The following is a 25,479-nucleotide window of genomic DNA, read 5'->3' as shown; positions in this document are numbered from 1 at the left end:
GCTACACGGAGTCCCCATGGTCAGTGGCAGATGGAGTGGCAATGTCTTTGCGTAACAAGGCCATATAAAAGCCGTCGGTACTGTCGGCCGCAGGGAACAGCTGACGCCCGGCATTACAGGCGCTTCCCCACGGCTTGTCCAGTGACAAAAGCGTGACGTCAGAGTGACCAGCGGCAGTGGTGCGCTGGACAAAGGTTTCGATTTGCTGGCTGTTTTCCTGCGGCAATACCGAGCAGGTGGCATACAACAAGCGGCCACCGGGCTTGAGCATCGCCCAGCAGGCATCCAGCAAGAGAGCCTGAATTTCGGCCAACCGGGCGATATCTTCACGCCGCCGCAACAGCTTGATATCCGGGTGACGGCGGATAACGCCGGTGGCAGAGCAGGGAGCATCGAGCAAAATGGCATCAAACAACTGGCCATCCCACCATTGATCGGTCTCGGCAACATCAGCGCTGTGCAGCGTGGCTGACAGCTGCAGGCGGGCGAGGTTTTCTTCTACCCGGGCCATTCGGCCGGGTTCTAGGTCGACCGCCGTCAGATCGATATCGGCCAGCTCCAGCAAATGGCAGCTTTTGCCACCGGGAGCGGCGCACGCATCAAGAATCCGTTCCCCTGCCTGGGGCGCGAGCAAGTCAGCGGTCAGCTGAGCGGCTTCGTCCTGGACACTGACCGCACCTTCCATAAACCCGGGCAGCGTGGTGACATCGCAGCGCTCATTGAGGTAAATACCCTGGGGCGCAAACGGCGCCGGACGGGCTTCGATTCCGACTGCTTGCAGCTGCTGTAAATACGCATCACGCTCACCCTGACGGCGATTGACCCGCAAGCACAACGGCGGCAGCTGATTATTGTTGTGCAGTATCTCGGGCCATTGCTCCGGCCAGGCTTTGGTCAGCATCTTGACCAGCCATTTGGGGTGGCTGGTGGCGGTGACCGGGTTGTCCGCCAGTTGGGCAGCCAGAGCAGTTTGCTCGCGCTGATAACGGCGCAAGCAGGCATTGATTACCCCTCGGGCCTGACCATGGCCCAGCTCATCGCAGGCCTCTACCGTCGCGTGTACGGCGGCGTGGGCGGCCTTGTGCTGGATTTCGAGCTGGTAGAGACCCACAATCAGCAAACAGTGCAGCACTTCCTGCTCGTCGTTGAACGCATTGCTGAGCAAGATCTTGGCAATGGCATTGAGGCGGAAATAATAACGACAACTGCCCAGCAGCAAGTCGCGCAGGAACCCCCGGTCGACGTCTTCCACCTGGCCCTCCAGCGCCGGCATCAGCGTATTCAGTGACTGGCCGCCCTCGACCAGATACAAACCAATGGCGGCGAGGGCGCGCGGGTCATGGGTGGATGTCGACAATAGCGGATGTGTTCGGCTCAAAGGGAGGATGCCAGTACGTAGTGGGGTTGAAACAGATGTGGTTGACCATTGATCAGATCGGCCACGTTCATGGGTTTTTTACCGGCCAGCTGCACCCGAGTCAGGCGTAACAGGCCGCTGCCGCAGGCGATATCCAGCCCCTGGCTGCCGACGGCAACAATTGTTCCCGGTGTCAGGCTCTCCTGTATGGCACTCGGTGCGGCACTATCGGATGTCTCCAGTGCCTCTGCCGCCAGTACCCGGACACGATCCTGGTTTAACAGGGTGTAGGCCATCGGAAAGGGATTAAAGGCCTGTATGCGTAACGCCAGCTCAGTGGCAGGCTGCTGCCAGTCGATCAGGGCTTCTTGCTTGGTCAGCTTGTGGGCGTAGTTGGCCAGGGCATCGTCTTGCGCTTCAGGCGTCAGCGTACCGGCTTCTACCTGTTGCAGAGTGGCGAGCAAGGCCGGTGGCCCGAGTTCGGCCAGTCGATCGTGCAGGCTGCCACCGGTGTCATCGGGCAGAATAGCGGTGCTGACGATATTGAGCATGGCGCCGGTATCCAGACCGACGTCCATCTGCATGATGGTAATACCGGTGAGCGTGTCGCCCGCTTCAATACAACGCTGGATCGGTGCCGCGCCGCGCCAGCGAGGCAACAGCGAGGCATGCACATTGAGGCAACCGTAACGGGGAGTGTTCAGCACGACCTCTGGCAGAATCAGGCCATAGGCGACCACAACCATCAGATCGGCATTCAGGCTGGCGAGTTGCTCGACGCTGTCTGGCGTCTTGAAATTCAGCGGCTGGAATACCGGTATCTCGTGTTGCAGCGCCAACTGCTTGACCGGGCTGGGTTGCGGTTTTTTACCCCGTCCCGCTGGCCGGTCCGGTTGGCTATAAACCCCGACGATATCGTGTTCGCTTGCGAGCAACCCCTGCAAGTGGCTGGCGGCAAAGTCTGGTGTACCGGCAAAAACAATGCGCAGGGCCATCAGCGTTTCCCCTGACGGGCTTCCGCCTTGTGTTTTTTCTCCAGCTTGTCCTTGATCCGATTACGCTTCAGCAAGGAAAGGTAATCGACCATCAGCTTGCCTTCGAGGTGATCGACTTCATGCTGGATGCAAACCGCCAGCAGGCCGGTGCATTCCAGTTCGAATGGCTGGCCGTCCTTGTCGAGGGCTTTCACCAGACAGTGCTCGATGCGGGTCACGTCTTCATAAAAGCCGGGCACCGACAAACAGCCTTCCTGCATGGTTTCCAGCTCACCTTCGAGGACCTGGATCTCAGGATTGATAAACACCAGCGGTTCGGTCTTGTCTTCGCTCACATCAATCGTAATGATGCGTTCATGGACGTTGACCTGTGTCGCCGCCAGACCAATACCCGGGGCGTCATACATGGTGTCAAACATATCGTTGAGGATCGTGCGGATACGATCGTCAACCTGTGTGACCGGCGCGGCAACAGTGCGCAAACGCGGGTCGGGATACTCAAGTATTTCCAGAATGGCCATAGATCAACTGTGCTTATAGAACTTGGGGGTAGTGGCTTGTTAAACTTGCCCGGCTTGCAATTGCCGAGCGCGGGCTGGTGTTAACCTGTCCAGCTTAGCCTGCCACCACCCCGGTGAATACGATTAACGTTAGTATCGGAATGATAAAGGGAATAGAGGATGAGCAAAACCATCAAGCGCCTGCTGTTTGCCGCGCTGATTTGTATAACCGCGAATGTCTCGGCGTTGCAGTTGTTACCAGACGCCCCTCGTGAGTACGTGGTTGTTAAGGGCGATACCCTGTGGGATATCTCTGCCCGCTATACCAATGACCCTTGGATGTGGCCGGAAATCTGGTACCAGAATTCGCAAATCAGCAATCCACACCTGATTTTTCCTGGCGATGTGATTGGCCTGATGACAATCAACGGCGAAACCCGAGTGGGCATTGTCAGCCGTGGTGATGCCAGCCGCACCGTCAAACTCAGCCCGGGAACGGTTAAATTGCAGCCAACGGCGCGGATCGAATCAATTGAGTCGGCGATTCCGGCGATTCCGGTTGGTGCCATCCGGGGTTTCCTGCGTGAACACCGGGTAGTCGACGGTGATACTCTGACCAATGCACCACGCATTCTGTCAGGGGTGGATGACCACCTGCTGATGGGAGCCGGCAGCCGGGTGTATGCCCGCGGTGATTTCAAACTCCACAGCGCCGATGCCTTTGGCATCTTCCGTCAGGGTCAGTTGTATACCGACCCGGAAACCGAAGAGATTCTGGGTCTGGAAGCGATTGATATCGGCCTTGCCCGCGTCATTGCCCGTAATGGCGAGATTGGCACAGTAGAACTGGATCGTACCAACCAGCAAGTCGCTGTAGGTGACGTCTTGTTGCCCACCGAAGACCGCGAACTGATCACCCAGTATTTCCCCAAAAGCCCTAACGGCAAGGTCGCTGGTCAGATCCTGGCGGTTTCGGACGGCGTTTCCCAGGTCGGACAGTATGATGTTGTGGTCTTGAACCGGGGCGAACGGGATTACCTGGAACCCGGCGATGTGCTGATATTGAAAAAAGCCGGTGCGGTGGTGTTTGACCGGGCTGCCGACGAAAAAGTCGTGCTGCCAGAAGAGCGCGCAGGCAGCATGATGGTCTTCCGTACCTTCGAAAAACTGTCCTATGCCTTGATCATGCGGGCAACACGGCCATTAAAAGTTGGCGATAAATTCACCAGCCCTGAATAACAGCGCTGCAGGCCAGACCGTCAGACAGGCGTGTTAACGAACAGAAAACAGTAGGAGCCATGCTCATGGATGAGCGGTTAGCAGCCTGGTGGCGTCTGCGCCAGGTACGTGGGGTGGGCGTTACCACTCTCTATCAACTGCGCGAACAGCTGGGCAGCCTCGATGCGCTGCTTGCCTGCACCCCTGATGAGTTGTTGGCACTGGGGCTGCAACCGGCCGCGGTACAGCAATATCAGCAACAACCCCTCACCGATGTATTTTATGCCTTACTGGATTGGCAAGCAGAGCCGGGCCAGGGCGTACTGACCTGCGACGATTCCCGCTACCCAACAGCCCTGGCAAGCCTCAGTGATGCCCCATTGTGGCTTTATTGGCGCGGTAATCCGGCGCTGCTGCAACAACCGCTGGTGGCCATGGTCGGCAGTCGTAATCCCACCCCTTATGCCCGTGACTGGGCCAGACAGTGTGCTGCTGACCTGGCCCAGGCCGGTGTGTGCGTCGTGAGTGGTATGGCACTGGGCATTGACGCGGCAGCGCATCAGGGGGCGCTGGATAGTGGAGGCAGCACGGTAGCGGTGCTGGGTTGTGGTGCCGATGTGGTTTATCCCAAACGTCATCGGCAACTGTACAACCGGATACGCCAGCAAGGCCTGGTCTTGTCGGAACTGCCAGCAGGTACCCAGCCCCAGGCATCCTTCTTTCCTGGCCGTAATCGGATCGTGAGTGGCTTGTGTCAGGCGGTTGTCGTGGTTGAAGCCGCGATCAAAAGCGGTTCGCTGATTACCGCCCGGCTGGCGGCCCAGCAAGGGCGGGAAGTCATGGCCTTGCCCGGTGCAGTCACCAACCCACTGGCCGCCGGTTGTCATCAGCTGATTCGTGATGGCGCACTGCTGGTGCGGGACGCCGAAGACATTCTGCAAGAGCTGGCGTTATTTGACCTGACGGCACCGCCAGCCCCGGTATCTGCATCGTCAACAGCCACAGCGACTCCGACCACAGCCAGCCCGGCGGCCCCCGCATTGGTAACGGAACTGGATTTTGCCTCGACCACCAGCCTTGATGTACTGGCCATTCGTACTGGCGAATCGGTCTCCTCGTTGATGGCGAATCTGCTGGAGCTGGAACTCGAAGGCTGGCTGGTACAGGAGCCGGGCGGCTATCGGCGTTTGCGCTGAGGGCTGGCCTGATTGGAGTCTAAGATACAGAGGGTTACCAGAGCCTGCTGCCCAGTCATCATGACCTCTCTGTTCTGAGGCTGTATCCATTCAGCCGCATGAATCTGGAGATGTGATTGATGAAAGGGCTTGTGCTCATGCTGCTGCCTTTCTCGATAAAACTGTATATATGAACAGTTTTATCAAGTCGAAGAGAAAATCCATGCGCGTATTTCCAGAGAGCTTGCGTGTTTTTTCGGTCGGTGTTAGCGTAACCTCATGAAGTTCAATGATTTTGCGTTTTTAACTCAAAATTAATGCGCACGTTAAAACAGAAAAACGAGCATGCGTGTTTTTCCAGGGAGGAGAGTTTGGTGAAAGCGGAAATCATCAATCAATTCAAATACCTGCCCTCCTCTAGCAACAAATCGTGCCAACAGAAAAACGCGCATGCTCAGAAATAAAACTGTTATTTACCCATCAGAGTTAAGGAGTAACTTGTGAAAATTGATCAGGAATATTTGAAAGGGTTGCTTGAGGCATTCGAAGCTTCAAATACCCCGACCACGGATATTAAAAAATTAGAACACGCTGGTTTTAGCTATCAAGAAGACAAATTTATATTTCATTTAAGTATTCTGGCAGACCAAAATTTTGTCGAGCGTGAGCAGGGTCATGGTCTTGGCTATCTAAAGGGTGCTGATGGCAATATTTCATGGTCTGAGGTTCCGTTGCGTTTAACTGCAGCTGGCCATGAATTTCTTGAGGCACTTAGAAACAGTGAAGTCTGGGATACTATTAAATCTGAATTTAAAGACGCATCAATAGGTACTCTTTGTCGGGTGTCAAAAGATCTTTTTGAAGGTTATACCAAGAAAAAAGTCACGTCATTGCTGGGTCGCGATGAATAAGCACATAACAAACAAAGGCGGCATCGCCCTGCAGGCTGAACGTGCTAACGCGCGTCGCCGCTTTGGGCGCTAGGACACTCTGAAAAACTCTCCAAAATCAGCAATAATCACCTGACTCATTAGCAGGACGACTGACCATGACCCAGATGACCTTGGCCGAACTCGAACACCAAAACAAAAAGCGCAAAACTCGCCGTGAAGTCTTTCCCAACAAGATGGAGCAGCTGATCCCTTGGTAGTGTTCAACCTCGTAGGAAACGATCATTGAAATGTCGGGGATAATGAGCAGCCGTCCAGTGCGGTGTTGACAAATTTGAAAAGGACTCGTTATTTCGCTGCATTCGTCGCCTTGCCCTGAACAACGGCAATACTCGCGCAGAGCCGTGCAGGATTAAATATATGTCCCCCACACCGACGAAAGCGCAAGGATACCCAACAGCCAAACAATCTGCTCTCAATCAGCCAGCCAGCACGTTGCGCTGGCGGATGCTTGTCGAGCTTCCGGTGATGGGGTAGGGTTCGGCCAATTATCTTGCAGGAACAGCACCTTGTCTTTTTACCTTAATGCCTGGCATTTGCAGCAGGCGTGCCGTGCCGTGAACAGCGGTGGCGTGATTGCCTATCCGACCGAAGCCGTCTGGGGGCTGGGTTGTCACCCGGCGGATGAACGTGCGATCGAGCGGATACTGGCGTTAAAACAGCGGCCGTGGCAAAAAGGTCTGGTGGTGGTGGCTGCCTCGTTATCACAGCTGGATGACTGGCTCTTGCCGTTGAGCAGCAGTGATGAAGCTCAGGTGCGTGCCAGCTGGCCAGGGCCGGTGTCCTGGGTGTTGCCTTGCAGGGATGACGTCAGTCCGTTGTTACGGGGCGAACATGCATCGCTGGCGGTGCGTATTGCCGATCATCCACTGGTGTCGGCCTTGTGCCAACAGGTCGGGCCACTGGTCTCGACCTCTGCCAATCCGGCCGGAGCCGAGCCTGCCCGCACGGCGCTGAAGGTGCGGCAGTATTTTGCCGACGATCTGGATTATTTACTGCCTGGTGTACTGGGTGGCCGTCGTCAACCTTCCGAAATTCGAACTCTGGACGGCACGCGCTTGCGCTGATGCCCGTCGACCCTCAGGAGCCTCTTTTAATGACCGATCACAGCCACTGCGACGTCGACGCAGTCAAAGCTTTTTTACTCGATTTACAGGATCGTATCTGCGCTGCACTGGAGCAGCAGGATGGCCAGGCCCGCTTCAGTGAAGACACCTGGGAGCGGGACGAAGCCGAGGGCAGCCTGCAGTTGCTTGGTGGTGGCCGTACCCGTGTGATTGCCAACGGGGCGGTGATTGAAAAAGGTGGGGTGAATTTCTCTCATGTGCGTGGGCAAACCTTGCCCGCATCGGCGACGGCCAACCGGCCGGAGTTGGCTGGACGCAGTTTTCAGGCATTGGGCGTCTCGCTGGTGATACACCCGGAAAACCCCTATGTGCCGACATCACACGCCAATGTACGGCTGTTTGTGGCCGAAAAACCCGGCGAAGCGCCGGTGTGGTGGTTTGGTGGTGGTCTGGATCTGACGCCGTTTTATCCATACGAAGAGGATGTGGTGCACTGGCACCAGACCGCCAAGGATGCCTGTGCCCCCTTTGGTGATGAAATCTTCCCAAGATACAAACAGTGGTGTGACGAGTACTTTTTCCTCAAGCACCGCAACGAAACCCGAGGCGTTGGCGGCCTGTTTTTTGATGACCTCAACGAATGGGATGGCGAGCGTAATTTCGACAAAAGCTTTGCCTTTATGCAAGCGGTGGGTAATGCCTATATTGATGCCTATGTCCCGATTGTGGCGCGTCGCAAAGACCAGCCCTGGGGGGAGCGTGAGCGCAAGTTCCAGTGTTATCGCCGTGGCCGCTATGTCGAGTTTAATCTGGTATTTGATCGTGGAACGATTTTTGGTTTGCAAACCGGTGGCCGTACCGAATCCATTCTGATGTCCTTGCCGCCGGTGGTGCACTGGGATTACGACTGGCAGCCAGAACCGGGATCGGCCGAAGCACGTTTATACACCGACTTTTTGCCTCATAAAGACTGGGTCTGAGCACCGGGTTGACACCATCGTCAGGATACGCAGGAGTTTCTGTATGACCGATCGTTACGCCGTTGTGGGCAATCCCATTGGGCACAGCAAGTCACCGCTGATACACACCGAGTTTGCGGCGCAAACCGGCGAAGACATTCTCTACACCGCGCTGTTATTCCCGCGTGATGGTTTTGAGCGCGACGCCCGGCTGTTTTTTGAACATGGTGGCGGTTGTGGCATGAATATCACCGTACCGTTCAAGGAAGAGGCCTATCAGCTCGCCGATGCCTATACCGACCGGGCCCGGCGAGCCGGTGCCGTCAACACCCTGAAAAAACAGCCGGATGGCTCGTTGCTGGGAGATAACACCGACGGTGCCGGACTGGTGCTGGATCTGAAACGACACCAGGTGCCATTGGCCGGGCAACGTATCTTGCTGTTGGGAGCCGGTGGTGCCGTTAAAGGTGTGCTGCAGCCCCTGCTGGAAGAACACCCGGCAGAGCTGGTGATCGCCAACCGCACGGTGAGCAAGGCGGAGCAACTGGCGGCAGATTTCAGTGATCTGGGCAACATCTGCGCCAGCGGTTTTGCTGGGTTGAGTGGGCCATTTGATCTGATTATCAACGGCACCTCTGCCAGCCTGGGAGGCGACTTGCCACCGCTGGCCGATGAGCTGGTAGCACATCACACCATCACCTACGACATGATGTACGGAGATCAGGCCACGGTATTCAACGCCTGGGCCGGTGCCCTCGGGGCAGCACAGACGATCGACGGTTTAGGGATGCTGGTCGGGCAGGCCGCAGAAGCGTTTTACGTCTGGCGTGGCAAGCGCCCGGATGTGGCTCCGGTGTTGTCGATGTTGCGGAACGACCGCCGTCGCTAGCGGCATGGTTCTTCTTCAGCGTGGATTCTGCTCCTCAAGAGAGTACTGGCATAGCTGGTACACAGACGTTTTTTTATGTCTTTGTATTGGCCATCTCATGCTGACCACCAGAAGTGCTTGCGCACATCAATGCAGGTTTTTGCAGAGGGCTTTGTGCAATTTGGGTGAGTACATAAATCAGAGGTCGCTCCAGGCTGCCGTTGATACGAAAAACTTCTCCGGATATGTTTGCTCCTTGAGAAAGCATGCGATGGAACATATCAAGATGCCCTCTGGGGACATAGCCAAGTTTGTGGCCTGCGTGCTCAATGAGTATTGCATCGTTGTCCACTGAATTATCTGGCTCGATCACAAAGCGGATTGAATCACCCGCTTTTAATGTTTCTGCTTTAACTTCTGTCTCGTGCCGAAAACCGGCAATTTCAATCAGTATTTCAAATACTTCCGGAGGTTCGTCAAAAGGATGAACCAGCTCAAAACCATCATCTGGCAATTTGGCACCGCTATAACCGAGTAAAGCAAAATCACTTAGTTGTGCACCTTCCGGAATGGCTCGAAGGGCCATGTAGCGAGTAAAATCACGCCGACTACGTGGTGGCAGACGCCGGGTAAATGCCTCCATTACCTGATGTTCATGCCTTTCTTGTTGTAGCGGAAAAGCAGGATGACCCTGAAACCCCATTTGTTTGGCTTGTGTCATGTCGTGTTCAGCACTGTACTGCAACACTACCTTTTCACCTCGTTTTACTATTTGGCCCACACGAAATCGCGAGCGTTGTTGGCTCTCGCGCGCCTGCCAGTACAGCAGTAATCGTTGTGGCTCAACCAAGTGTTCGATGAAACGGTTCATGTCAGTTCTCCAGTGCCTGTAGCAGGCCATCTCTCCTTGTCAGGGTCAGCAAGGTAATAAAATCAGCCCGTTGCTGAGTCAATGGATGTGGCATATCAAAAAGAGTCATATCATGCAACGGCTGTCTGATTTCATCTTCGCACAGCCCTGTCAGGCGCTCTATCAGTATTGGTTTGATTCTGGGGAAATACTCACAATAGCGGACAACACCTTCGGTTAATGATAGGCGCTGGGTATCCTCGGAGTGCCAACGCATTTGGTGTCGGCCTCTGCGAATGTAACAGTCTAGCTGATGATGGTCGCGCATCATGTTCTGCATTTTGTCCCGCTGCAACTCGTGCCCGAGACTGGTGCCGTTATCAAAATAAGGAGCAAACCGTACAGGGGGATCTGTTTCTGACCAAATCAATCCCCAATTCTCTTGATGACGATCGGTATTGCCGATCAAGGCATCAAAACACAGGCACAATCCCCAATAATATTGCCAGTCGGATGCGAGGTATTTCTTGCGCTCCAATACCTTGCTCAGTTTGATTATAGTCGTCAGGTTGTGCTGTCGGCCCTTTTCCCGGTCATAGCCAGGAATAAGGCGCTGCATATATTCCCCGCCGGCAAAGAAGCGTTCTTCAGGGGAGTTGGGATAACCCAGAAACCACTCATTTAGCGTTCCTGGCTCGTTACGGGTTGAATCGATCGCTACAAACACAGGGGGAAGCCTGAGTTTCATCAGGCGCCCGATACGAAAAGCGATCACTTCGGCCCAGTACTGATCTGGATAACGTGATTGTTCCGGATTTCTGGCACTTTTGATGGATTCTTTAAACAGGTAGCGATGACCAGGAAGACAGAAATCAAATGGAGCTTTCATCGGGCACACGCGCAATGATTTCTCGCGCGCCCCAACGGGAAAGACTTCGTAGTCCTGATGGATATTCCAGTTTGCAATATCGATGATCTGATCAGGCTTCTGATAAACCTCTTGCCGATCAATCATGGCGTTGTTACTCCATTAAAAGACAAAATTCCTAACTGGTGTAATACGGCATACGATCGACAGACGATCTCTGTATGGCAAAGAAATAGTATCCATGAATCGAGGCTCTAACAACTTGTCGGTTTGCCCAGCAGATAGCCAGGGGGACTACAGACGGTTATGGGAGACAGACATAAAAAAACCGGCTATTCAGCCGGTTTTTTTCGAGCGTGGTGCGACTTACTTGAATTCGTACACGGTAGTAGTACCGGACACTTCGTTACCCACAATAACCAGGGCGTTACCGCTTGGGCTGTTGTCGGCAGAGACAAAGGCCAGACCTTCTGGAGCCAGATCGCCAGCTGCGCCAGCGGCCAGGTTGCCATCGTCGATTTCGTCGATATCAACAGAGAAGTCACGGTTCAGTTCGTAGGTTACAAACTGTGGTGCGAACGGGTTGCTGACGTTAAACACCATGATGCCACCCTGACGTTCGAGACCAATAAACGCGTAGGTTTCGCCGTTCACTTCACCCAGAGTCAGGCCTTCTGGCTCTGGCCCTTTGTTGTCGGAACGGTTGTCGATCTTGTTGTTGTCGTTGGAGGCGTTGAAGTAATAAGGCGTGGTATCGGCAACGGTTTGCTCGAACTGATCGCCAGAATCAAACACCAGGTCGCCTTCTGCATTCCAGATAGAGAACGAGCGCGCGCCGTAGACGTAGATTTCATCGATATCGCCGTCGTTGTCGGTATCGCCATCAACGCCGGATACGGTCAGGCCACCCAGGCCAGCGTCGCCGTCTTGCAGTACGGCAATCTGGTCGGAAGTGAAGGCTGTGGTATCCAGGTTCAGGTCTTCCAGATCGGATTCTTCAGCGAAGCCATCATAGTCCCGTGCATCACCTTCGTTGGCGGTAACGATATAGGTGTTGCCGTTAAACGAGTAAGAAGCGATGGAGTCTGGCATGTACATGCCAAGCAGTGGTTGCTGTTCGATATTGGCAACCTCGTCTTCCTTGTTGGCATCCAGGCCGTTGCCTTGAACACTGTGGTCCTTGAAGCCCAGCGCTACTACGTCTGTTACCGTAGCGGTAGCGATGTCGACGATTGCCATGGCGTTGTTTTCTTGCAGCGATACAAAGGCCGTGCTGTTGTCGGCAGACACTGCAATATATTCTGGCTCCAGATCCTGGGCGACGGTGGCACCAGGGCCAAAGATACGGACGTCGTCATCAATCGGGGTGGCGCCATCAGTATTGAACGCAGAGAAGCCCGCGGTGCTGACGGTTGGTACGCCGTTGACGAGGCGGATGATGGAGACTGAACCCTCTGGGTCAACGGTGTAATCATCGTTGGGCTCGCCTTCGTTGGCGACCAGTACGGTGTTACCGTCGGGTGAGAAGGTGATCATATCTGGCAAGGCACCCACTTCAACAGAAGCAAGGAACGTCAGCGAGTCGCTGTTGTAGAAGTAAGCACGACCGTTGTCCTGTTTGGTATCTGCTTCGACGGCGAGGGCCAGAATGCCGTTACTGACGGCAACGCTGTTAACACCACCGACTTCGAAGCCGGCTACACCGGCGTCTTCGGCAGAAATAGTGCCCAGCAGCGTTGGGGCGGATGGATCATTCAGGTCGAGTACGTCAACCGCGGCATTCCCTGAGTTGATCACAAACAGTTTGTTGGTGGTGCTGTCGAAGGCAACGATTTCAGCACCGCCATCGTCATAAATACCCGACTCATAACGGCCGACCTGAACCAGCTGACCACTGAAGCCATCAACACCATCGGTACCGTCAACGCCATCGGTGCCGTCAACGCCATCGGTGCCGTCAACGCCATCGGTGCCGTCAACACCATTGGTGCCATCAACGCCATTGGTGCCATCAACGCCATTAGTACCGTCAACACCATTGGTGCCGTCATCGCCATCAGAGCCACACGCAGCCAGCAGTGATGCCATTGCTACAGCCAGTGCCGTCTTCTTCATCATCTCAAGAGTCATTGCGATATCCTTTGTAAGCCAATGTTTTTTAAGGTCATATATGGTGCGTTAGCGTATGACTGTTTAATGACAGTGCTTTGACTCGGGTATGACAGTTGGATGACACTCAAATGGCAGAATGCTGACGCCATAAAGAGTTGCAGAGAGGCTAGGGAGCGGGTGTTGGAGCGGGTGTTACTGATCCATTAAAGAATCAATACAAGCGAGAAGTGGATCATAACCGGGCAAGAAAACGGTAGCCGGTGTGGTGCGGCCAACAGCGGAACAACCGCCAGAGCTGGCGGCTGTTCAAGACCTGCAATCGCTGGGAATCAGCTTTCAAATTCACCGTTATGGTAGATTTCCTGCACATCTTCCAGATCGTTCATCAGATTGGCAAAACGCTCAAAGTGCTCAACATCGTCGGCGGCAATCGGGTGCGGCATCTGCGGCAGATAGGTGATTTCTTCCATTTCGAAATCAATATCAGGACGCCAGCTGGTCAGAGCGGTTTTGGTTTTGAAAAACTCAGTAGGTGGCACCAGCACCGTTACCATGCCGTCTTCGCAGTCGATATCCGAGACATCGATATCCGCTTCCATCAGCATCTCCAGCGCGTCATCTTCGCTGTCATCGGCAAATACAAACATGGCGCGATGATCGAACATGTGTGAGACCGAGCCCTGGCTGCCCAGTTTGGCCTTGCATTTGGAGAACACACCGCGGATTTCACCGAAAGTACGGTTGGGGTTATCGGTCAGGGCGCTGATCAACACCATGGCCCCACCCGGAGCAATGCCTTCGTACAACGCGGGCTGGAAGTCTTCGCCCGTGCCACCGTTGGCTTTGTCGATGGCCTTCTCGATCACGTGGGTCGGTACCTGGTCTTTCTTGGCCCGATCGATCAGGGAACGCAACGACAGGTTTGCCGATGGGTCGGTACCGCCCGCCTTGGCGGCTACATAAATTTCACGGCCATACTTGGAGTAGACCTTGGTTTTTGCCGCGGCCGTTTTGGCCATGGATTCTTTCCGGTTTTGATACGCTCTGCCCATGGGAATCAGTCTTTTCTTGGGTGAATAAGTCAAAAAACGCCCGAATTGTACCCATTGCAACGGAAGCTGTCTTGTCGATCCGGCCGCAGGCCATGGATTTCCACCGCAAAGCCGACGTCTGTCAGTCGTTGCTGAATCATTCTGAGCGCCAGAAAACAGCCTTCTGCCCGCTGATTAAATCCGCGGCTGGCCACATTGCCGCTCAGTGACTGGGCTTGCCGGCCAGATAACGTTCACGGAACAGGTTGAAATATACCGCCAGACGAGCGCTGGCAACCGGTGCCTGCAACTGCTGCAGGATCTCGATCGTCACCTCAGCAGTACCCAATTGATAATCGTGCGCCGCTTCCCGTAACTGATAGTTGCCCGGAGCCTGTGGCTGAATACCCAACACCGGTAGATTAGCCAGACAGGGGCTACGGAACATCTTGCGCGCTTCCCGCCAGCTGCCATCCAGCAATACCAGCAGCGGTTTGCGCCGGGACTCCGCGGCCTGTGTACGGTATTGCTGCAACGCCGCGGGAGTATCGAGGCGACGGTGACTGTCGGCGTACTGGAACGGAAACACCAGTACAGGGGCATAAGCCGGATTGGTCAGCAACGCCAGCAAGGCCGGATCCGGCTCGGTGCGATTCCACAGAAAAGCGTGATTATCGCTTAATACATCCGCCGCCAGACGGCCGCTGTTACTGGGTTTGTAGACCTCACCCTTATAAAAAATCAGACAAACGGCCGCTTCATCCGACGGCGCTGGCCGTTCTGAACACAAACACAAGGGCACCGACAGCAAACAATGCGGACAACGAACCATCCGCCCGCCACGGGCAATAAATGCCCGTCGGGACTGCGCCAACTCGCGCTGACGCAGACGAGTAACCGCATTTTCGAGCACAGGAGGAACATCAGACATGATCAGTACACGGGGAGAAAAGGGAGCGCATAGTGAGGCAAAGTGACCGCAGCGGCAAATTGTGGTTGCCTTATCGGGCAGAAGCGGGCCAGACCGTCGTCAGAAAACCGGGACAGAACAACGGTTAAACAGCGGCGTTGGGTGGTTGAACAACGATGCCGGGCGATAGGGGATAGGGGATAGGTTCGGAGTATGAACCGGTATTGACAGGCCTGGCGCGGTTAAACAATAGCCCCGAGAGACAGAATAACGACAAAAACCACCACTACTCCTGATTTTATGACCAAACCAGGACACTCCAGCAAATACCTGCACCCAAATGGATGACAGCCAAGTACACTCCACCCTGGTACATCCACACCAGATTCAGGCACATCGCAGCAAACCAGCGGAGATCAGCATGCGCACCATCACCACCCAGGAATTTTTTGAAGAATATCGCCCCATACGTAACCCCCATAACGAACAGGCCGGACTGGATGGCTGCCTGATGGGGCGTAGCGGACTGGAGTACGCCCGAGTGCTCGAAATCATGCAAGAGTCCCCCGAAAACGTTTGGACCTATGCCGATAGCGGCAGTGAAACACCGGTATTAAGCAGCGGCTTTACCTCCCTTAAAAGCCTGGGCTACGTGATTACCCGCGAGCCAGCGGACATCTTTATCGAGGTTGTGGGGTAGTATAATTACTGAAATTTCTAAAAAATATTTGTTAGATTTGTCCTTAATGATGAGGTTTTTCTGATGGAACAGGGTATTTACGAACAACTAATCACTGAGTCACTCAAGCTGCAGTTGAATAGTGATAAATACTATATAGCAGAACGAAAAATTGAGCCGAATGAGGCCGCATTATGGTTGGCAAATTTTTTAGCAAAGATTTTATCAATAGCATTAGAAAACCTACCAAGATCAGGTAATTCATTAAAAGATAAACTAGAATTCACTAACCAATTGATGCAATGGGTTGATGATAATTTACTGGAAAAAAATTTATTAAGTGAGAATTTACTCGACACTAAAGGCCGAATTCTTACAGCCTTGCTGCAGAAAGAAAACCCCATTGCCGCAGACTTAGAAGCCTACGCAGAGAGAATAATGCCGCTGACAGGACTGTCTGAAAGTGAATTGTTCTGCGGTAATAATTCTGGATTGTCACTTGAGAGTGAGATTAAGCGAGAGATTTTATCGGCAGACGAAATTTATTTATTAGTATCGTTTATAAAGTGGACTGGTATTCGTATTTTCAAAGATGAATTAGAAAGTTTTACTAAATCTGGTCGAAAATTAAAAGTCATTACAACTTCTTATATGGGAGCAACAGATTTTAAAGCGGTACAGTTTCTGGCTGGTCTGCCGAATACGGAAGTAAAGCTCAGTTACAATACCAGCTCTGAGAGGCTGCATGCTAAATCATATTTGTTTAAACGTAAAACTGGTTTTGATACCGGATATATTGGCTCGTCGAATCTATCTCATTCGGCATTGACAAACGGGCTCGAATGGAATTTAAAGATTACATCGCAAGAGATTCCACATATTTTGAAAAAATCTTTGGATATGTTTGAAGTATATTGGAATTCGAGTGACTTTGAAATATACGATGGATCTGAATGTAGTGAGAAAAAACTACGAATATCTTTAAGTAATGAAGGTGGTTCGAAATATGAATTCTCAGGTGTGGATTTTGATATAAACCCTTATCCTCACCAGAAAGAAGTGTTGGAGCGATTAACTGTAGAAAGGCAACTACATGGTCGTTTCCGTAATCTTATCGTCGCTGCAACAGGTACTGGAAAAACTTTAATATCAGCATTTGATTTTTCACGCTATTATCGTGCACATCCACAGGCGAAATTTTTATTTGTTGCTCATCGACAGGAGATTTTACAACAAGCGCTGTCCAGTTATCGATCAATTTTGCGTGATAAAAATTGGGGGGCATTATGGTTTAGTGGCGAAAGTCCAACAAGTTATGATTCTCTCTTTGCTTCAGTTCAAAGCTTGAAAAATAATTTGTCAAATGGAAAGTTGTCGCTGACCGGTGACTTCTATGACTTTATTGTTGTTGATGAGGTCCACCACATAGCAGCCAATTCATATCGTGAAATATTGTCTTATTTTAAACCAAAAATATTACTTGGTTTGACAGCTACTCCTGAGCGTCATGATGGCTTAGATATACTTGATGATTTTTATGGTGTTATTGCTGCAGAAATTCGATTGCCAGAAGCTATTAACCAGCGAATTTTGACACCATTCCATTATTTTATGATTTATGATGATACCAATTTAGCATCAGTTAATTGGAATAATGGGCGATATGACCAGGCAGAATTGAGCCGTCTTTATAGACAAGATCCTGTGAGAACCAAACACATCTTACAGGCAATGACAGATATCTTAACAGATGTCTCTGAATGTAGAGCATTAGCTTTTTGCGTCGATCGAGAGCATGCTGAATTTATGGTGAATGAGTTTTTAAAGGTAGGATTAAAGGCGGGGTGTTTGACCTCAAATAATAGTCATGAGAGAGATTTTTTACGTCGACAGATTAGAATGGCAGAAATTAATATATTATGTGTTGTTGATATGTTTAATGAAGGTGTCGATATTCCAGAGATCGATACATTATTGTTTTTGAGGCCTACAGAATCATTAACTGTTTTTTTGCAGCAACTCGGACGTGGATTACGACTTACAATGGATAAGGATAGTTGTACGGTTCTGGATTTTGTTGGAAATTCACGCTCGGAGTATGATTTTTCTTCGCGCTTGCGGGCATTGATTGGAAAAACTAAAAAATCCATTAAGGAAGAAGTTGAAAATGGCTTTCCTCATCTTCCATCTGGCTGTAACTTAGTGGTAGAAGAAAAAGCAAAAGCTCAAATTTTAAATAATATACGAGCAGCAGTTTTTAACTTAACACGACTAAAGAGGATGCTAGTTAATTTCAAACACCAGACTGATTTACCGCTTACTTTGTCAAATTTTTTGAAAATAAATCCTCAAGTCACTATTGAAGATATCTATAAAGTTCAAACTAACAACAAGCGAGGGTGGAATCAATTGGTTGATTCTGTACTTTCTGGAGAAATACAAGAACCTGAAGTAGGAATGGATTTGACAAACCCTTATGGACGGGCCATATATCGACATATTATGTCTTGTAATAGCATGGACTATCTTAAATTTCTTAAAACGTTATGTTGCAGTAATTTCGATATGCCATTGATTTCCAAAAAAGAAAAAATATATGGAATTATGACGCATTACGCATTTTGGGGTAAGCCTGGTCTTAGTCTCGGATTTTCCTGTCTAGAGGAAAGCCTTAGGGCTTTGAAGAATGAAAAATTACAAGCAGAGCTTGTAGATGTTATTGATATTTCTATTGGCCGGATTGAACATGTAGAGATTGCTCCTGATAATATTTTTGATGTCCCACTGTTTTTGCATAGTAGATATTCAAGAGAGCAAATATTCACGGCTTATGGATTAAATGATTTTGAAAGTGAGACGGTTGCCTTTGAGGGCGTTATTTCTGTTAAGAATACAAATACCGAACTATTATTCGTAACATTAGATAAGACAGAAAAACATTTCTCTCCTACCGTGATGTATCATGATTATGCAGTAACAGAAACTCTTTTTCATTGGCAAACACAAAATAGTGCTAGGCCTGATCGTGGCAGGGGAAAAGATTATATTCAACAAGCTATAAATGGTCGAAAAATAATATTATTTGTACGCGAAAAAACCAAAGATTTGGATGGTAGAACTATGGCCTTTGTTAACTTGGGATGTGTTAATTACGTAAGCCATTCTGGCTCTAAACCCATGAATATTACTTGGGAGCTTGAAAAGCCAATGCCTGCATTTATTTGGCATGCTGCTGCGAAGCTTTCCTTAGGTTGATATCATTTTTTTACAGGGCTGCTGTAATTATTTTAAATGATGATCTGATACCAGTAAGCTTGTTATTAAATTATGCCTGTCGGCACTAATTTAGTGTGGGCTCTGTCTTTCCCCGGTGTCAGCAGCAACTATCCCCAATCTGCATAATCGCTGGAATTGATCCGCTCTTCTCTCTCCTCTCACTCCCTGAATGGTTGTATTAATAACTGATCAATCCTTGAATCCTGAGGCTGTCGATATTGCTTCAGGCCAATGGTCATATTGAGGTGGCCATCCTTGGGTTGGGGGACGTAGGTGCCAAACAGCTGATCCCATACACTCAGGAAGAAGCCGAAGTTGGAGTGGGTTTCAGCCGGGTGCCAGGAATGATGCACGCGGTGCATATCGGGGGTAACGATGATCCGTCGCAGGTGGCGGTCGAGGCGGTTGGGCAACCTGATGTTGGCGTGGTTAAACATGGCAGAGGCGTTCAGCAGGATTTCAAACAGCAGGACGGCCAGTGCCGGTAAGCCAAGCAGGGTGATAACGGCGGTTTTGATCAGCATCGACAGCAGTATTTCCAGCGGATGAAAACGCAGGGCGGTGGTGACGTCGATATCAAGATCGGCGTGATGCATACGGTGTAATCGCCATAATAACGGCACGGCGTGAAAAACCCGGTGTTGCGCCCAAATCAGGTAGTCCAATAGCAGGATGGTCGCAACCAGCAGCAGGGGGCTGGGCAGCTGTTCAAGCAGTGGGGTATGCAGTAGTCCCCAATGGTGTTGTTCGGCCAGCAGGGCGATGCCGACGGCAGCGGCAGGAAACAGCAGTCGCAGTATCAGGCTGTTGAGAACGACGAGGCCGAGGTTGTTGAGCCAGCGTTGTGGTTTGCTGGCGTGGAGCGGTCGGCGCGGCTGGAATATTTCCAGCAACGCCATCAATAACAAGACCCCAAAAAAGACGCTGGTACGGATGATCGGTTCATATGTCTGCCAGTCGGTCATGGTCTGTCCTGTGTGTCCTTGAGGTCTGTGTTGGCCGTCTGTCAGCAGCAGGCCTGGGTATTGGTGTCGGTTTCCGGTAGCGCATTGCCACAGCCTTCAAATAACCCGAAGTGCTGGCTGAAGTCACCGATAAAACGGAAATGTTCTGCAAAGCGGGTATCGTGCAGCATTTTCCAGGTGTTGCCGCACACAGGAAACAGGCGTCCGGCTTCGATGCGGTGATGGCTGTCCAGTTCAAAACAGTGAGGCGACAGGGTCTGGGTGCCGTTATAGATAACAGCCTGGCCATAGTCTTCGCATTCACTTTCCAGCCCTTCGAGTTTGAACAGTCGATAGGTGGCGGAAGAGAAGCGTAAATTGCCGGTCGACAAGGCCAGGGCATCGTCGGTGATTTCCAGCGGGTGAGCCTCGACTAAACGCGGGTCAGCAAAGCCATTGGCTTTTGAGAGCCGCAGGAAATCCTGGGTATACAAGGCACCGCCCAGGCATTCGCCATATAACACCGGGTCGTTACGTACGGCAGCGGGGACGCGGCGGTCGGAATACACATCGGAGAAGAAAAATTCACCACCGGGTTTCAGCAGTTGATGGACGCCTTTCAGTACGGCGGCTTTGTCGGGGGAGAGGTTGATCACGCAGTTGGAAACAATGACGTCGAATGACTCAGGTTCCAGACCGAGTTCGTCGAGTTTTTCGATAAAGCCTTGAATAAAACGAACGTTGGAAAAACCAAATGCATCGGCGTGCCAGTCTTGATGTTGGCGTGCAACGGCCAGCTGTTCGTCGGTCATATCGACACCAATCACTTCACCTTCAGGCCCGGCCAGCTGAGCCAGGGCGTAAACATCACGACCGGCACCACAACCGAGGTCGAGAATCCGGCAGCCGCGTAATTGGGTTGGGCATACCAGTCCGCAGCCGTAGTAGCGGGTTAATACTTCCGGGTGAATGGCGGCCAGCAGGGGTTTGAGCCAGCCCGGCATGGCGGTTGGGTCACAGCAGGCGGTGGTTTTCAGGTCGGCGGAGCTTTGTAGCTGTTTGCCGTAGTAGTCTTGAACGATGTCATGCATATCAGTGGCTCCGGAGCGGGGCTGGTTGTGAGGTCGATGGGTAATCAGCAGGCGTTGAGCGCTTCTGTCACCAGCCAGTGGCTGGGCAGATGTCGCAGGTCGTCGGGTTCGTCGATATCGTGCAGCATGGGTTGTTCGGCCAGGGTGCGCTGGTCAGCCAGAATGCGTTCACGGCTGAGTTGTGCCACGGCGGCGGTACTCCAGGGCATATTGGTAAACAGGCTGTCCAGCGGTTGCCGTAATCCGAGCAAGGCATAGCCGCCATCACTAACGGGCGTGAGGCAGGTGTCATGGCTATCGAGAGCATGTGCGGCTGCTTGTAAATGGTCACGGTTCAGGCCGGGGCAATCGGTGCCTATCAACAGTATGGCTTCACCGGCGGCGGTCGCACGGTGTACGACCCGGTTGAGGCGCTGGCCAAGATCGCCACCGCCTTGTTCACTGAGGGTGACGAGAGCTGGCAGCGCCAGAGTCGGCCAGATCGGATGGTGTACCGAAGGGCTGACACACAGTTCAACCGGGCCAATCCCGGCGGCCAGTGCTTCTGTGAGAGTGTGTTGCAGCAGGCGCTGGGCCAGTTGGGCAGACCCCTGTTCTCCCAGGGCCGGAATCAGCCGGGTTTTGGCGTAACCCGGCAGTGGCGCTTTGGCCATGATTACCAGTCGTGTACGGGTGTTAGGTTTGCTCATGTTTTGTTGTATTCCTTTGCCAGTTGTTCTGCCGGCGCGCCGCGCCAGTAAGCCCAGCGTAACCGCCACATCAGGAAAATGGTGCGCCACACGCCATGTTGCAGCCAGCGGCGGCCTGAGGTGTGTACCTGGGCGCGCAGGCAGTGTGGGCGTTGTTGGCGCTTCAGGCGCTTGGACAGCTCGATATCTTCCATCAGTGGCTGGTCGGGAAACTGGCCAACGTGGTCGAACAAGGTACGGCTGACGAACATGGCCTGATCTCCGGTAGCAATACCACTCAGGCGAGAGCGCAGATTGATCAGGGTGGCAATCACCGTCAGCATCAGGGCGTCACCGCTGATCGTTACATCAAAACGTCCCCAAAGTGGTGATAAATGATGTTGAAGCAGTGGCTCGATCACCTGGTGCGGCTGTTCCGGTAGCCGGGTATCGGCATGCAGGAACAGCAGCAAGTGCCCTTGGGTATGCTGAGCGCCGGTGTTCATTTGTCTGGCCCGGCCACGGGCTGACGGTACTACCCGGAACCCGGCTTGGGTGGCAATGGCGACCGAATCGTCCCGGCTGCCGCCATCGACCAGCAAAACGTCGCAGCGGTGGCTGCCTATCTGTCCTCTAACGCGAGTCAGATGGGCCAGCAAGTCGGGCAGGGAGCCGGCTTCGTTCAGCATCGGGACGATGATGGACAGCACCGGGCTGTGCTCCGGTATCCGGTGCTCAGGGCAGGGTGCGGTTAAGTCGCCAGTCATAGTCCAGATACTCGATGTCTTGTTGGCCTGCTTGCAAGCGTTGAATGGCGTCGTCTGGTAATGCCAGGGCGGCATGATAGTGAAGGAAGAAATCTTCCAGCCGTTGGTAGCCTTTCCAGCCCTGTTCAAAATCCTCGCGATACCATTTGAAAATCGAGGAGACTGCCAGAACGTCGCCATCGAGGCGGTTTTGCTGACGGTTGCTGAGGAACTGGCGCGTCTGTTCATTCAGCTGAATGTCGAGCTGGGCGCCGCTGTAGGCTTCTGCCCGTAAGGGCGGACAGCCTATGCTGGCGCAGTTCACGGCAAAGTGAATCAACGGGTTGTTGTAGCGTCCGGGCTGTCGAATCAGCGTGTGTTCAATATCATCCAGCGAGCGGGTTTGGCCCAATAAAGGGATAATTTTCTTGCTCCAGGGTGAGCTGAAAAAATTACCCAGGTCTTTGATGGAGTCCAGGTTGGGCCAGGAGGTCAGAATGCGTTCGACCGTCCAGGCGTTATAGGCATTGATCAGGAAGGCCAGTTGTTCGTCTTTGTGCCATTGCTGGAAATCGGCTTCTGATACGGTCGCGAGCGCTTCCAGATACTGCGTCAGTAACGGTCGTTCGGCATTGATGCCTTGATAATCCACCTGGGTGGATTGGCCATCGGCAGTGGTGTGTACATAACGGCTGAGCAGCTGATTCCATTGGGTATGGTCGAAGGCTGGTCCAGCTTCACTGTTGTCCATTGCTTGTTCGGTATGTACGGCTTGTCCGGCATTAACCGTTTGCCCTGCGTCGATAACCTGATCGCTGGCGCCAGGCTGGTCAGGTGCCGCGGTGTCAGCCTGGACAGGCAGTGAACCCAGCAGCGAAAACAGTAGGGCCAGGCCACTGGCCATAACCCGTTTGGGCCGGCGTTGACGAGCGCCTCGCATTCCTGGTTCTGCCATTGGAGGATGAACTTGACGGTGAATCTCGTGAGTATCAGGCATTGCCGCGTCTCCAGTTATGGTAGCGTTCCAGCCAGGCCAGTACGCGCTCTGGTGCATGTGCCCGCTTCCATTCGCCAGCGACGTATTTATTGGCTTCGGCCCAGGTTGGGTAAGCGTGGATGGTGCCAAGCACCTTGTTGAGTCCCAGGTTGTGTTTCATGGCCAGTACAAATTCGGCCAGTAGATCGCCGCCATGTTCACCGACAATGGTGACGCCGAGAATGCGATCTTTACCCGGCACGGTCAGTACTTTGACAAAGCCATGGGCGGCACCGTCGGTGATGGCCCGGTCGAGGTCGTCGAGGTTGTATTGGCTGATTTCGTAATCGATGCCTTGGACTTTGGCTTCTTGCTCGTTGAGGCCAACCCGGGCAATTTCAGGGTCAAGAAAGGTCGTGGCCGGGATGACGCGATAATCGACGCGGAATTTCTTGAATGAGCCAAACAGTGCATTCACCGCAGCGTACCAGGCCTGGTGGGCGGCAACGTGGGTAAACTGATACGGCCCAGCCACATCCCCGGCGGCAAAGATATTGGGGTAGAGCGTTTCCAGATATTCGTTGGTGACCAGGGTGCGGTTGGTTTCGATATTAAGATTTTCGAGGCCATAGCCGTTCAGTCGGGCACTGCGGCCGATGGCACACAGTAGCTGGTCAAATTCCAGGGTGATTTCTGTCGTCTCCTGAGACGGCTTGGCCGGGTCATGGGCGACCAGAACAATACGCTTGCTAACGCCTGTTTCAGTCTCGACCTGTTCGCAACGCACGACGCGATGATGGGTCAGCAGCGTGACGCCATCTTGTTGTAATGAATCGGCAGCCAGGGTGGACACGTCTTCGTCTTCCCGTGCCAGAATGCGTGGGCCACGTTCAATTTGCGTAACCTGAGAGCCGAGACGGGCAAAGCTTTGGGCCAGCTCGCAGCCGATCGGGCCGCCTCCCAGTACCATCAAGCGTTTTGGGGCCTGATCCAGCTGGGCAAAGGTGTCCCATAATGTATCGCTGGTGACGTAACCAACTTCATTCAGGCCAGGAATATCCGGGATCGTCGGGCGAGCGCCAGTGGCAATAATGACTGAACGGCTGGTCAGATGCTGAACCTCGTCTTCCCCACCGGTGGACGACGGGCGACGAATTTCAACGGTCCAGGGGTCAATCAGTTTGGCGTAACCCTGCATGACCTCAACACCGAGTTTGGTGTAACGTTCGACGCTGTCGTGGGGTTCGATGGCCTGAATCACCTGATGCACTCGTGCCATGATGGTACGGAACGAGAAGCGGGGGACGTCGGTTGCTGGTGTCTCTGCTGTCAGGCCATAGTGTTCGGCATGGCGAATCTGATGCGCGACCTTGGCGCTTTTGATCAGGGCCTTGCTGGGGACACAGCCATAGTTGAGGCAGTCACCCCCCATCTTGTTGGCTTCTATCAGGGTCACTTTGGCTTTGACGGCGGCGGCGATATACGCCGATACCAAACCACCGGCACCGGCTCCAATCACTATCAGGTTACGGTCAAAATGACGGGGTTTTTTGTAGCCATCGTAGACACGTCTGGCTTTGATGACGGCCAGCAGTTTTTTGGCTAGCAACGGGAACAAGCCCAGCAGGGCAAAGGATAAAATCAGCGATGGTGACAAGATGCCAGACAGGCTTTGCAGCTGCGATAACTGGGTGCCTGCGTTAACGTATACCGCCGTGCCGGCCAGCATGCCGAGCTGACTGACGCCGTAAAATGTGGCGGCCCGGACAGGGGTTAGTCCCATCAACAGGTTGATCAGAAAGAAGGGAAAGACCGGTACCAGACGCAAGGTAAACAGATAAAAAGCGCCGTCTTGGCGGACACCATCGTTAATGGCTTGCAGGCGCTCGCCAAAACGTTTTTGTACGGTGTCTTGCAATAGATAGCGTGAGGCGAGGAATGCCAGCGTGGCACCGATGGAGCTGGCGAACGATGCAATCAGCGTCCCCCAGCCTAATCCGAACAGGGCTCCTGCGGCAAGGGTCATGATCGCCGCGCCGGGTAGTGACAGGGCTGCCATCACGATATAGGCCAGCAGGAACAAACCGCCGCTGAGTAGAGGCTCCGCCTGACGCTGCTGTTCAAAATCACTCAAGCCGTTTTTCAGGCCGTCGAGTGTCAGTAGCTGGTTCAGGTCGAAGTAAAAAAAACTGCCAACCAGTGCCAGCGCCAACAGTATCAGGGAAAGCTTCTTCATCGG

The 25,479-nt window shown here is 52.9% G+C and carries 22 protein-coding genes; 8 read left to right on the top strand and 14 right to left on the bottom strand.

Annotated elements, in window-relative coordinates:
- Position 1: 1 nt before the first annotated feature.
- The 3 genes from rsmB to def are packed head-to-tail and all read right to left on the bottom strand — an operon-like array spanning position 2 to position 2,873.
- Positions 2 to 1,378: a 16S rRNA (cytosine(967)-C(5))-methyltransferase RsmB gene (rsmB, locus tag Q8W22_RS01855; protein WP_305451447.1), complete on the bottom strand. Its 1,377-nt coding sequence runs from the start codon at positions 1,376 to 1,378 to the stop codon at positions 2 to 4.
- Positions 1,375 to 2,352: a methionyl-tRNA formyltransferase gene (fmt, locus tag Q8W22_RS01850; protein ID WP_305451446.1), complete on the bottom strand. Its 978-nt coding sequence runs from the start codon at positions 2,350 to 2,352 to the stop codon at positions 1,375 to 1,377. The genes rsmB and fmt overlap by 4 nt, the downstream gene beginning before the upstream one ends.
- Positions 2,352 to 2,873: a peptide deformylase gene (def, locus tag Q8W22_RS01845; RefSeq protein WP_303431259.1), complete on the bottom strand. Its 522-nt coding sequence runs from the start codon at positions 2,871 to 2,873 to the stop codon at positions 2,352 to 2,354. The genes fmt and def overlap by 1 nt, the downstream gene beginning before the upstream one ends.
- 159 nt (positions 2,874 to 3,032) lie before the next feature.
- Between def and Q8W22_RS01840 the strand changes: the two genes are divergently transcribed.
- From Q8W22_RS01840 to aroE, 6 genes are all read left to right on the top strand, one after another.
- Positions 3,033 to 4,091 (top strand): LysM peptidoglycan-binding domain-containing protein, encoded by a 1,059-nt coding sequence (locus Q8W22_RS01840; protein ID WP_303431260.1) that lies wholly within the window; start codon positions 3,033 to 3,035, stop codon positions 4,089 to 4,091.
- Positions 4,092 to 4,156: 65 nt separating this feature from the next.
- Positions 4,157 to 5,266, top strand: coding sequence for a DNA-processing protein DprA (gene dprA, locus Q8W22_RS01835; protein ID WP_305451445.1), 1,110 nt, complete (start codon positions 4,157 to 4,159; stop codon positions 5,264 to 5,266).
- Between the two features lie 479 nt (positions 5,267 to 5,745).
- Complete coding sequence (locus tag Q8W22_RS01830) at positions 5,746 to 6,156, top strand: DUF2513 domain-containing protein (protein ID WP_305451444.1); 411 nt, start codon at positions 5,746 to 5,748, stop codon at positions 6,154 to 6,156.
- A gap of 548 nt (positions 6,157 to 6,704) precedes the next feature.
- Entirely contained in the window at positions 6,705 to 7,262 is a 558-nt protein-coding gene (locus tag Q8W22_RS01825) for an L-threonylcarbamoyladenylate synthase (protein WP_303431267.1), read from the top strand.
- A gap of 29 nt (positions 7,263 to 7,291) precedes the next feature.
- Positions 7,292 to 8,242, top strand: coding sequence for an oxygen-dependent coproporphyrinogen oxidase (gene hemF / locus Q8W22_RS01820; RefSeq protein ID WP_305451443.1), 951 nt, complete (start codon positions 7,292 to 7,294; stop codon positions 8,240 to 8,242).
- 43 nt (positions 8,243 to 8,285) lie between these two features.
- Entirely contained in the window at positions 8,286 to 9,110 is an 825-nt protein-coding gene (gene aroE / locus Q8W22_RS01815) for a shikimate dehydrogenase (RefSeq protein ID WP_305451442.1), read from the top strand.
- 73 nt (positions 9,111 to 9,183) lie between these two features.
- Here aroE and Q8W22_RS01810 read toward each other — a convergent pair whose 3' ends face one another.
- From Q8W22_RS01810 to Q8W22_RS01790, 5 genes are all read right to left on the bottom strand, one after another.
- On the bottom strand, positions 9,184 to 9,960 hold the full coding sequence (locus tag Q8W22_RS01810) for an HIRAN domain-containing protein (protein ID WP_305451441.1): 777 nt from the start codon (positions 9,958 to 9,960) through the stop codon (positions 9,184 to 9,186).
- Position 9,961: 1 nt separating this feature from the next.
- Entirely contained in the window at positions 9,962 to 10,954 is a 993-nt protein-coding gene (locus tag Q8W22_RS01805) for a hypothetical protein (RefSeq protein ID WP_303431271.1), read from the bottom strand.
- A 219-nt stretch (positions 10,955 to 11,173) separates the two neighbouring features.
- Complete coding sequence (locus Q8W22_RS01800) at positions 11,174 to 12,937, bottom strand: choice-of-anchor I family protein (protein ID WP_305451440.1); 1,764 nt, start codon at positions 12,935 to 12,937, stop codon at positions 11,174 to 11,176.
- Positions 12,938 to 13,248: 311 nt separating this feature from the next.
- On the bottom strand, positions 13,249 to 13,971 hold the full coding sequence (locus Q8W22_RS01795) for a YebC/PmpR family DNA-binding transcriptional regulator (protein WP_303431273.1): 723 nt from the start codon (positions 13,969 to 13,971) through the stop codon (positions 13,249 to 13,251).
- A gap of 202 nt (positions 13,972 to 14,173) precedes the next feature.
- Positions 14,174 to 14,881 carry a tRNA-uridine aminocarboxypropyltransferase gene (locus Q8W22_RS01790; RefSeq protein WP_305451439.1) on the bottom strand — a complete coding sequence of 236 codons (708 nt, stop codon included), beginning with the start codon at positions 14,879 to 14,881 and terminating at the stop codon, positions 14,174 to 14,176.
- 400 nt (positions 14,882 to 15,281) lie between these two features.
- Here Q8W22_RS01790 and Q8W22_RS01785 point away from each other — a divergent pair, with 400 nt between their 5' ends.
- Positions 15,282 to 15,560 (top strand): hypothetical protein, encoded by a 279-nt coding sequence (locus Q8W22_RS01785; RefSeq protein WP_305451438.1) that lies wholly within the window; start codon positions 15,282 to 15,284, stop codon positions 15,558 to 15,560.
- Positions 15,561 to 15,623: 63 nt separating this feature from the next.
- Positions 15,624 to 18,794: a DUF3427 domain-containing protein gene (locus tag Q8W22_RS01780; RefSeq protein ID WP_305451437.1), complete on the top strand. Its 3,171-nt coding sequence runs from the start codon at positions 15,624 to 15,626 to the stop codon at positions 18,792 to 18,794.
- Between the two features lie 179 nt (positions 18,795 to 18,973).
- On the opposite strand, the gene Q8W22_RS01775 is transcribed toward Q8W22_RS01780, so the two are convergent.
- The 6 genes from Q8W22_RS01775 to Q8W22_RS01750 are packed head-to-tail and all read right to left on the bottom strand — an operon-like array spanning position 18,974 to position 25,476.
- On the bottom strand, positions 18,974 to 19,780 hold the full coding sequence (locus tag Q8W22_RS01775; RefSeq protein ID WP_305451436.1) for a sterol desaturase family protein: 807 nt from the start codon (positions 19,778 to 19,780) through the stop codon (positions 18,974 to 18,976).
- A gap of 41 nt (positions 19,781 to 19,821) precedes the next feature.
- The gene (locus Q8W22_RS01770; protein WP_303431286.1) at positions 19,822 to 20,850 is read right to left on the bottom strand and encodes a methyltransferase domain-containing protein; all 1,029 of its coding nucleotides are present in this window, start codon (positions 20,848 to 20,850) and stop codon (positions 19,822 to 19,824) included.
- A gap of 44 nt (positions 20,851 to 20,894) precedes the next feature.
- A complete protein-coding gene (locus Q8W22_RS01765) occupies positions 20,895 to 21,539 on the bottom strand; it encodes a TIGR04282 family arsenosugar biosynthesis glycosyltransferase (RefSeq protein WP_305451435.1) in 645 nt (214 codons plus the stop codon).
- The gene (locus Q8W22_RS01760) at positions 21,536 to 22,285 is read right to left on the bottom strand and encodes a TIGR04283 family arsenosugar biosynthesis glycosyltransferase (protein ID WP_305451434.1); all 750 of its coding nucleotides are present in this window, start codon (positions 22,283 to 22,285) and stop codon (positions 21,536 to 21,538) included. The genes Q8W22_RS01765 and Q8W22_RS01760 overlap by 4 nt, the downstream gene beginning before the upstream one ends.
- The gene (locus Q8W22_RS01755; RefSeq protein ID WP_305451433.1) at positions 22,254 to 23,261 is read right to left on the bottom strand and encodes a DUF547 domain-containing protein; all 1,008 of its coding nucleotides are present in this window, start codon (positions 23,259 to 23,261) and stop codon (positions 22,254 to 22,256) included. The genes Q8W22_RS01760 and Q8W22_RS01755 overlap by 32 nt, the downstream gene beginning before the upstream one ends.
- Positions 23,254 to 25,476, bottom strand: a complete 2,223-nt coding sequence (locus Q8W22_RS01750) for an FAD-dependent oxidoreductase (RefSeq protein ID WP_305451432.1) — start codon at positions 25,474 to 25,476, stop codon at positions 23,254 to 23,256. Before Q8W22_RS01750 ends, Q8W22_RS01755 begins: the two co-directional genes overlap by 8 nt.
- Positions 25,477 to 25,479: the final 3 nt, after the last annotated feature.

Source organism: Oceanobacter sp. 1_MG-2023, assembly GCF_030689025.1.
GTDB lineage: Bacteria > Pseudomonadota > Gammaproteobacteria > Pseudomonadales > Oceanobacteraceae > Oceanobacter.
The sequence above is the reverse complement of the archived record's forward strand: the minus strand, read 5'-3'. Positions and strand labels throughout refer to the sequence as shown.

What these genes read in the sequence shown, in the direction of transcription:
- fmt (WP_305451446.1), bottom strand. Translation starts at nt 2,352, where the DNA reads ATGGCCCTGCGCATTGTTTTTGCCGGTACACCAGACTTTGCCGCCAGC.
- def (WP_303431259.1), bottom strand. Translation starts at nt 2,873, where the DNA reads ATGGCCATTCTGGAAATACTTGAGTATCCCGACCCGCGTTTGCGCACT.
- Q8W22_RS01840 (WP_303431260.1), top strand. Translation starts at nt 3,033, where the DNA reads ATGAGCAAAACCATCAAGCGCCTGCTGTTTGCCGCGCTGATTTGTATA.
- dprA (WP_305451445.1), top strand. Translation starts at nt 4,157, where the DNA reads ATGGATGAGCGGTTAGCAGCCTGGTGGCGTCTGCGCCAGGTACGTGGG.
- hemF (WP_305451443.1), top strand. Translation starts at nt 7,292, where the DNA reads ATGACCGATCACAGCCACTGCGACGTCGACGCAGTCAAAGCTTTTTTA.
- aroE (WP_305451442.1), top strand. Translation starts at nt 8,286, where the DNA reads ATGACCGATCGTTACGCCGTTGTGGGCAATCCCATTGGGCACAGCAAG.
- Q8W22_RS01810 (WP_305451441.1), bottom strand. Translation starts at nt 9,960, where the DNA reads ATGAACCGTTTCATCGAACACTTGGTTGAGCCACAACGATTACTGCTG.
- Q8W22_RS01805 (WP_303431271.1), bottom strand. Translation starts at nt 10,954, where the DNA reads ATGATTGATCGGCAAGAGGTTTATCAGAAGCCTGATCAGATCATCGAT.
- Q8W22_RS01800 (WP_305451440.1), bottom strand. Translation starts at nt 12,937, where the DNA reads ATGACTCTTGAGATGATGAAGAAGACGGCACTGGCTGTAGCAATGGCA.
- Q8W22_RS01795 (WP_303431273.1), bottom strand. Translation starts at nt 13,971, where the DNA reads ATGGGCAGAGCGTATCAAAACCGGAAAGAATCCATGGCCAAAACGGCC.
- Q8W22_RS01790 (WP_305451439.1), bottom strand. Translation starts at nt 14,881, where the DNA reads ATGTCTGATGTTCCTCCTGTGCTCGAAAATGCGGTTACTCGTCTGCGT.
- Q8W22_RS01785 (WP_305451438.1), top strand. Translation starts at nt 15,282, where the DNA reads ATGCGCACCATCACCACCCAGGAATTTTTTGAAGAATATCGCCCCATA.
- Q8W22_RS01780 (WP_305451437.1), top strand. Translation starts at nt 15,624, where the DNA reads ATGGAACAGGGTATTTACGAACAACTAATCACTGAGTCACTCAAGCTG.
- Q8W22_RS01775 (WP_305451436.1), bottom strand. Translation starts at nt 19,780, where the DNA reads ATGACCGACTGGCAGACATATGAACCGATCATCCGTACCAGCGTCTTT.
- Q8W22_RS01770 (WP_303431286.1), bottom strand. Translation starts at nt 20,850, where the DNA reads ATGCATGACATCGTTCAAGACTACTACGGCAAACAGCTACAAAGCTCC.
- Q8W22_RS01765 (WP_305451435.1), bottom strand. Translation starts at nt 21,539, where the DNA reads ATGAGCAAACCTAACACCCGTACACGACTGGTAATCATGGCCAAAGCG.
- Q8W22_RS01760 (WP_305451434.1), bottom strand. Translation starts at nt 22,285, where the DNA reads ATGACTGGCGACTTAACCGCACCCTGCCCTGAGCACCGGATACCGGAG.
- Q8W22_RS01755 (WP_305451433.1), bottom strand. Translation starts at nt 23,261, where the DNA reads ATGCCTGATACTCACGAGATTCACCGTCAAGTTCATCCTCCAATGGCA.
- Q8W22_RS01750 (WP_305451432.1), bottom strand. Translation starts at nt 25,476, where the DNA reads ATGAAGAAGCTTTCCCTGATACTGTTGGCGCTGGCACTGGTTGGCAGT.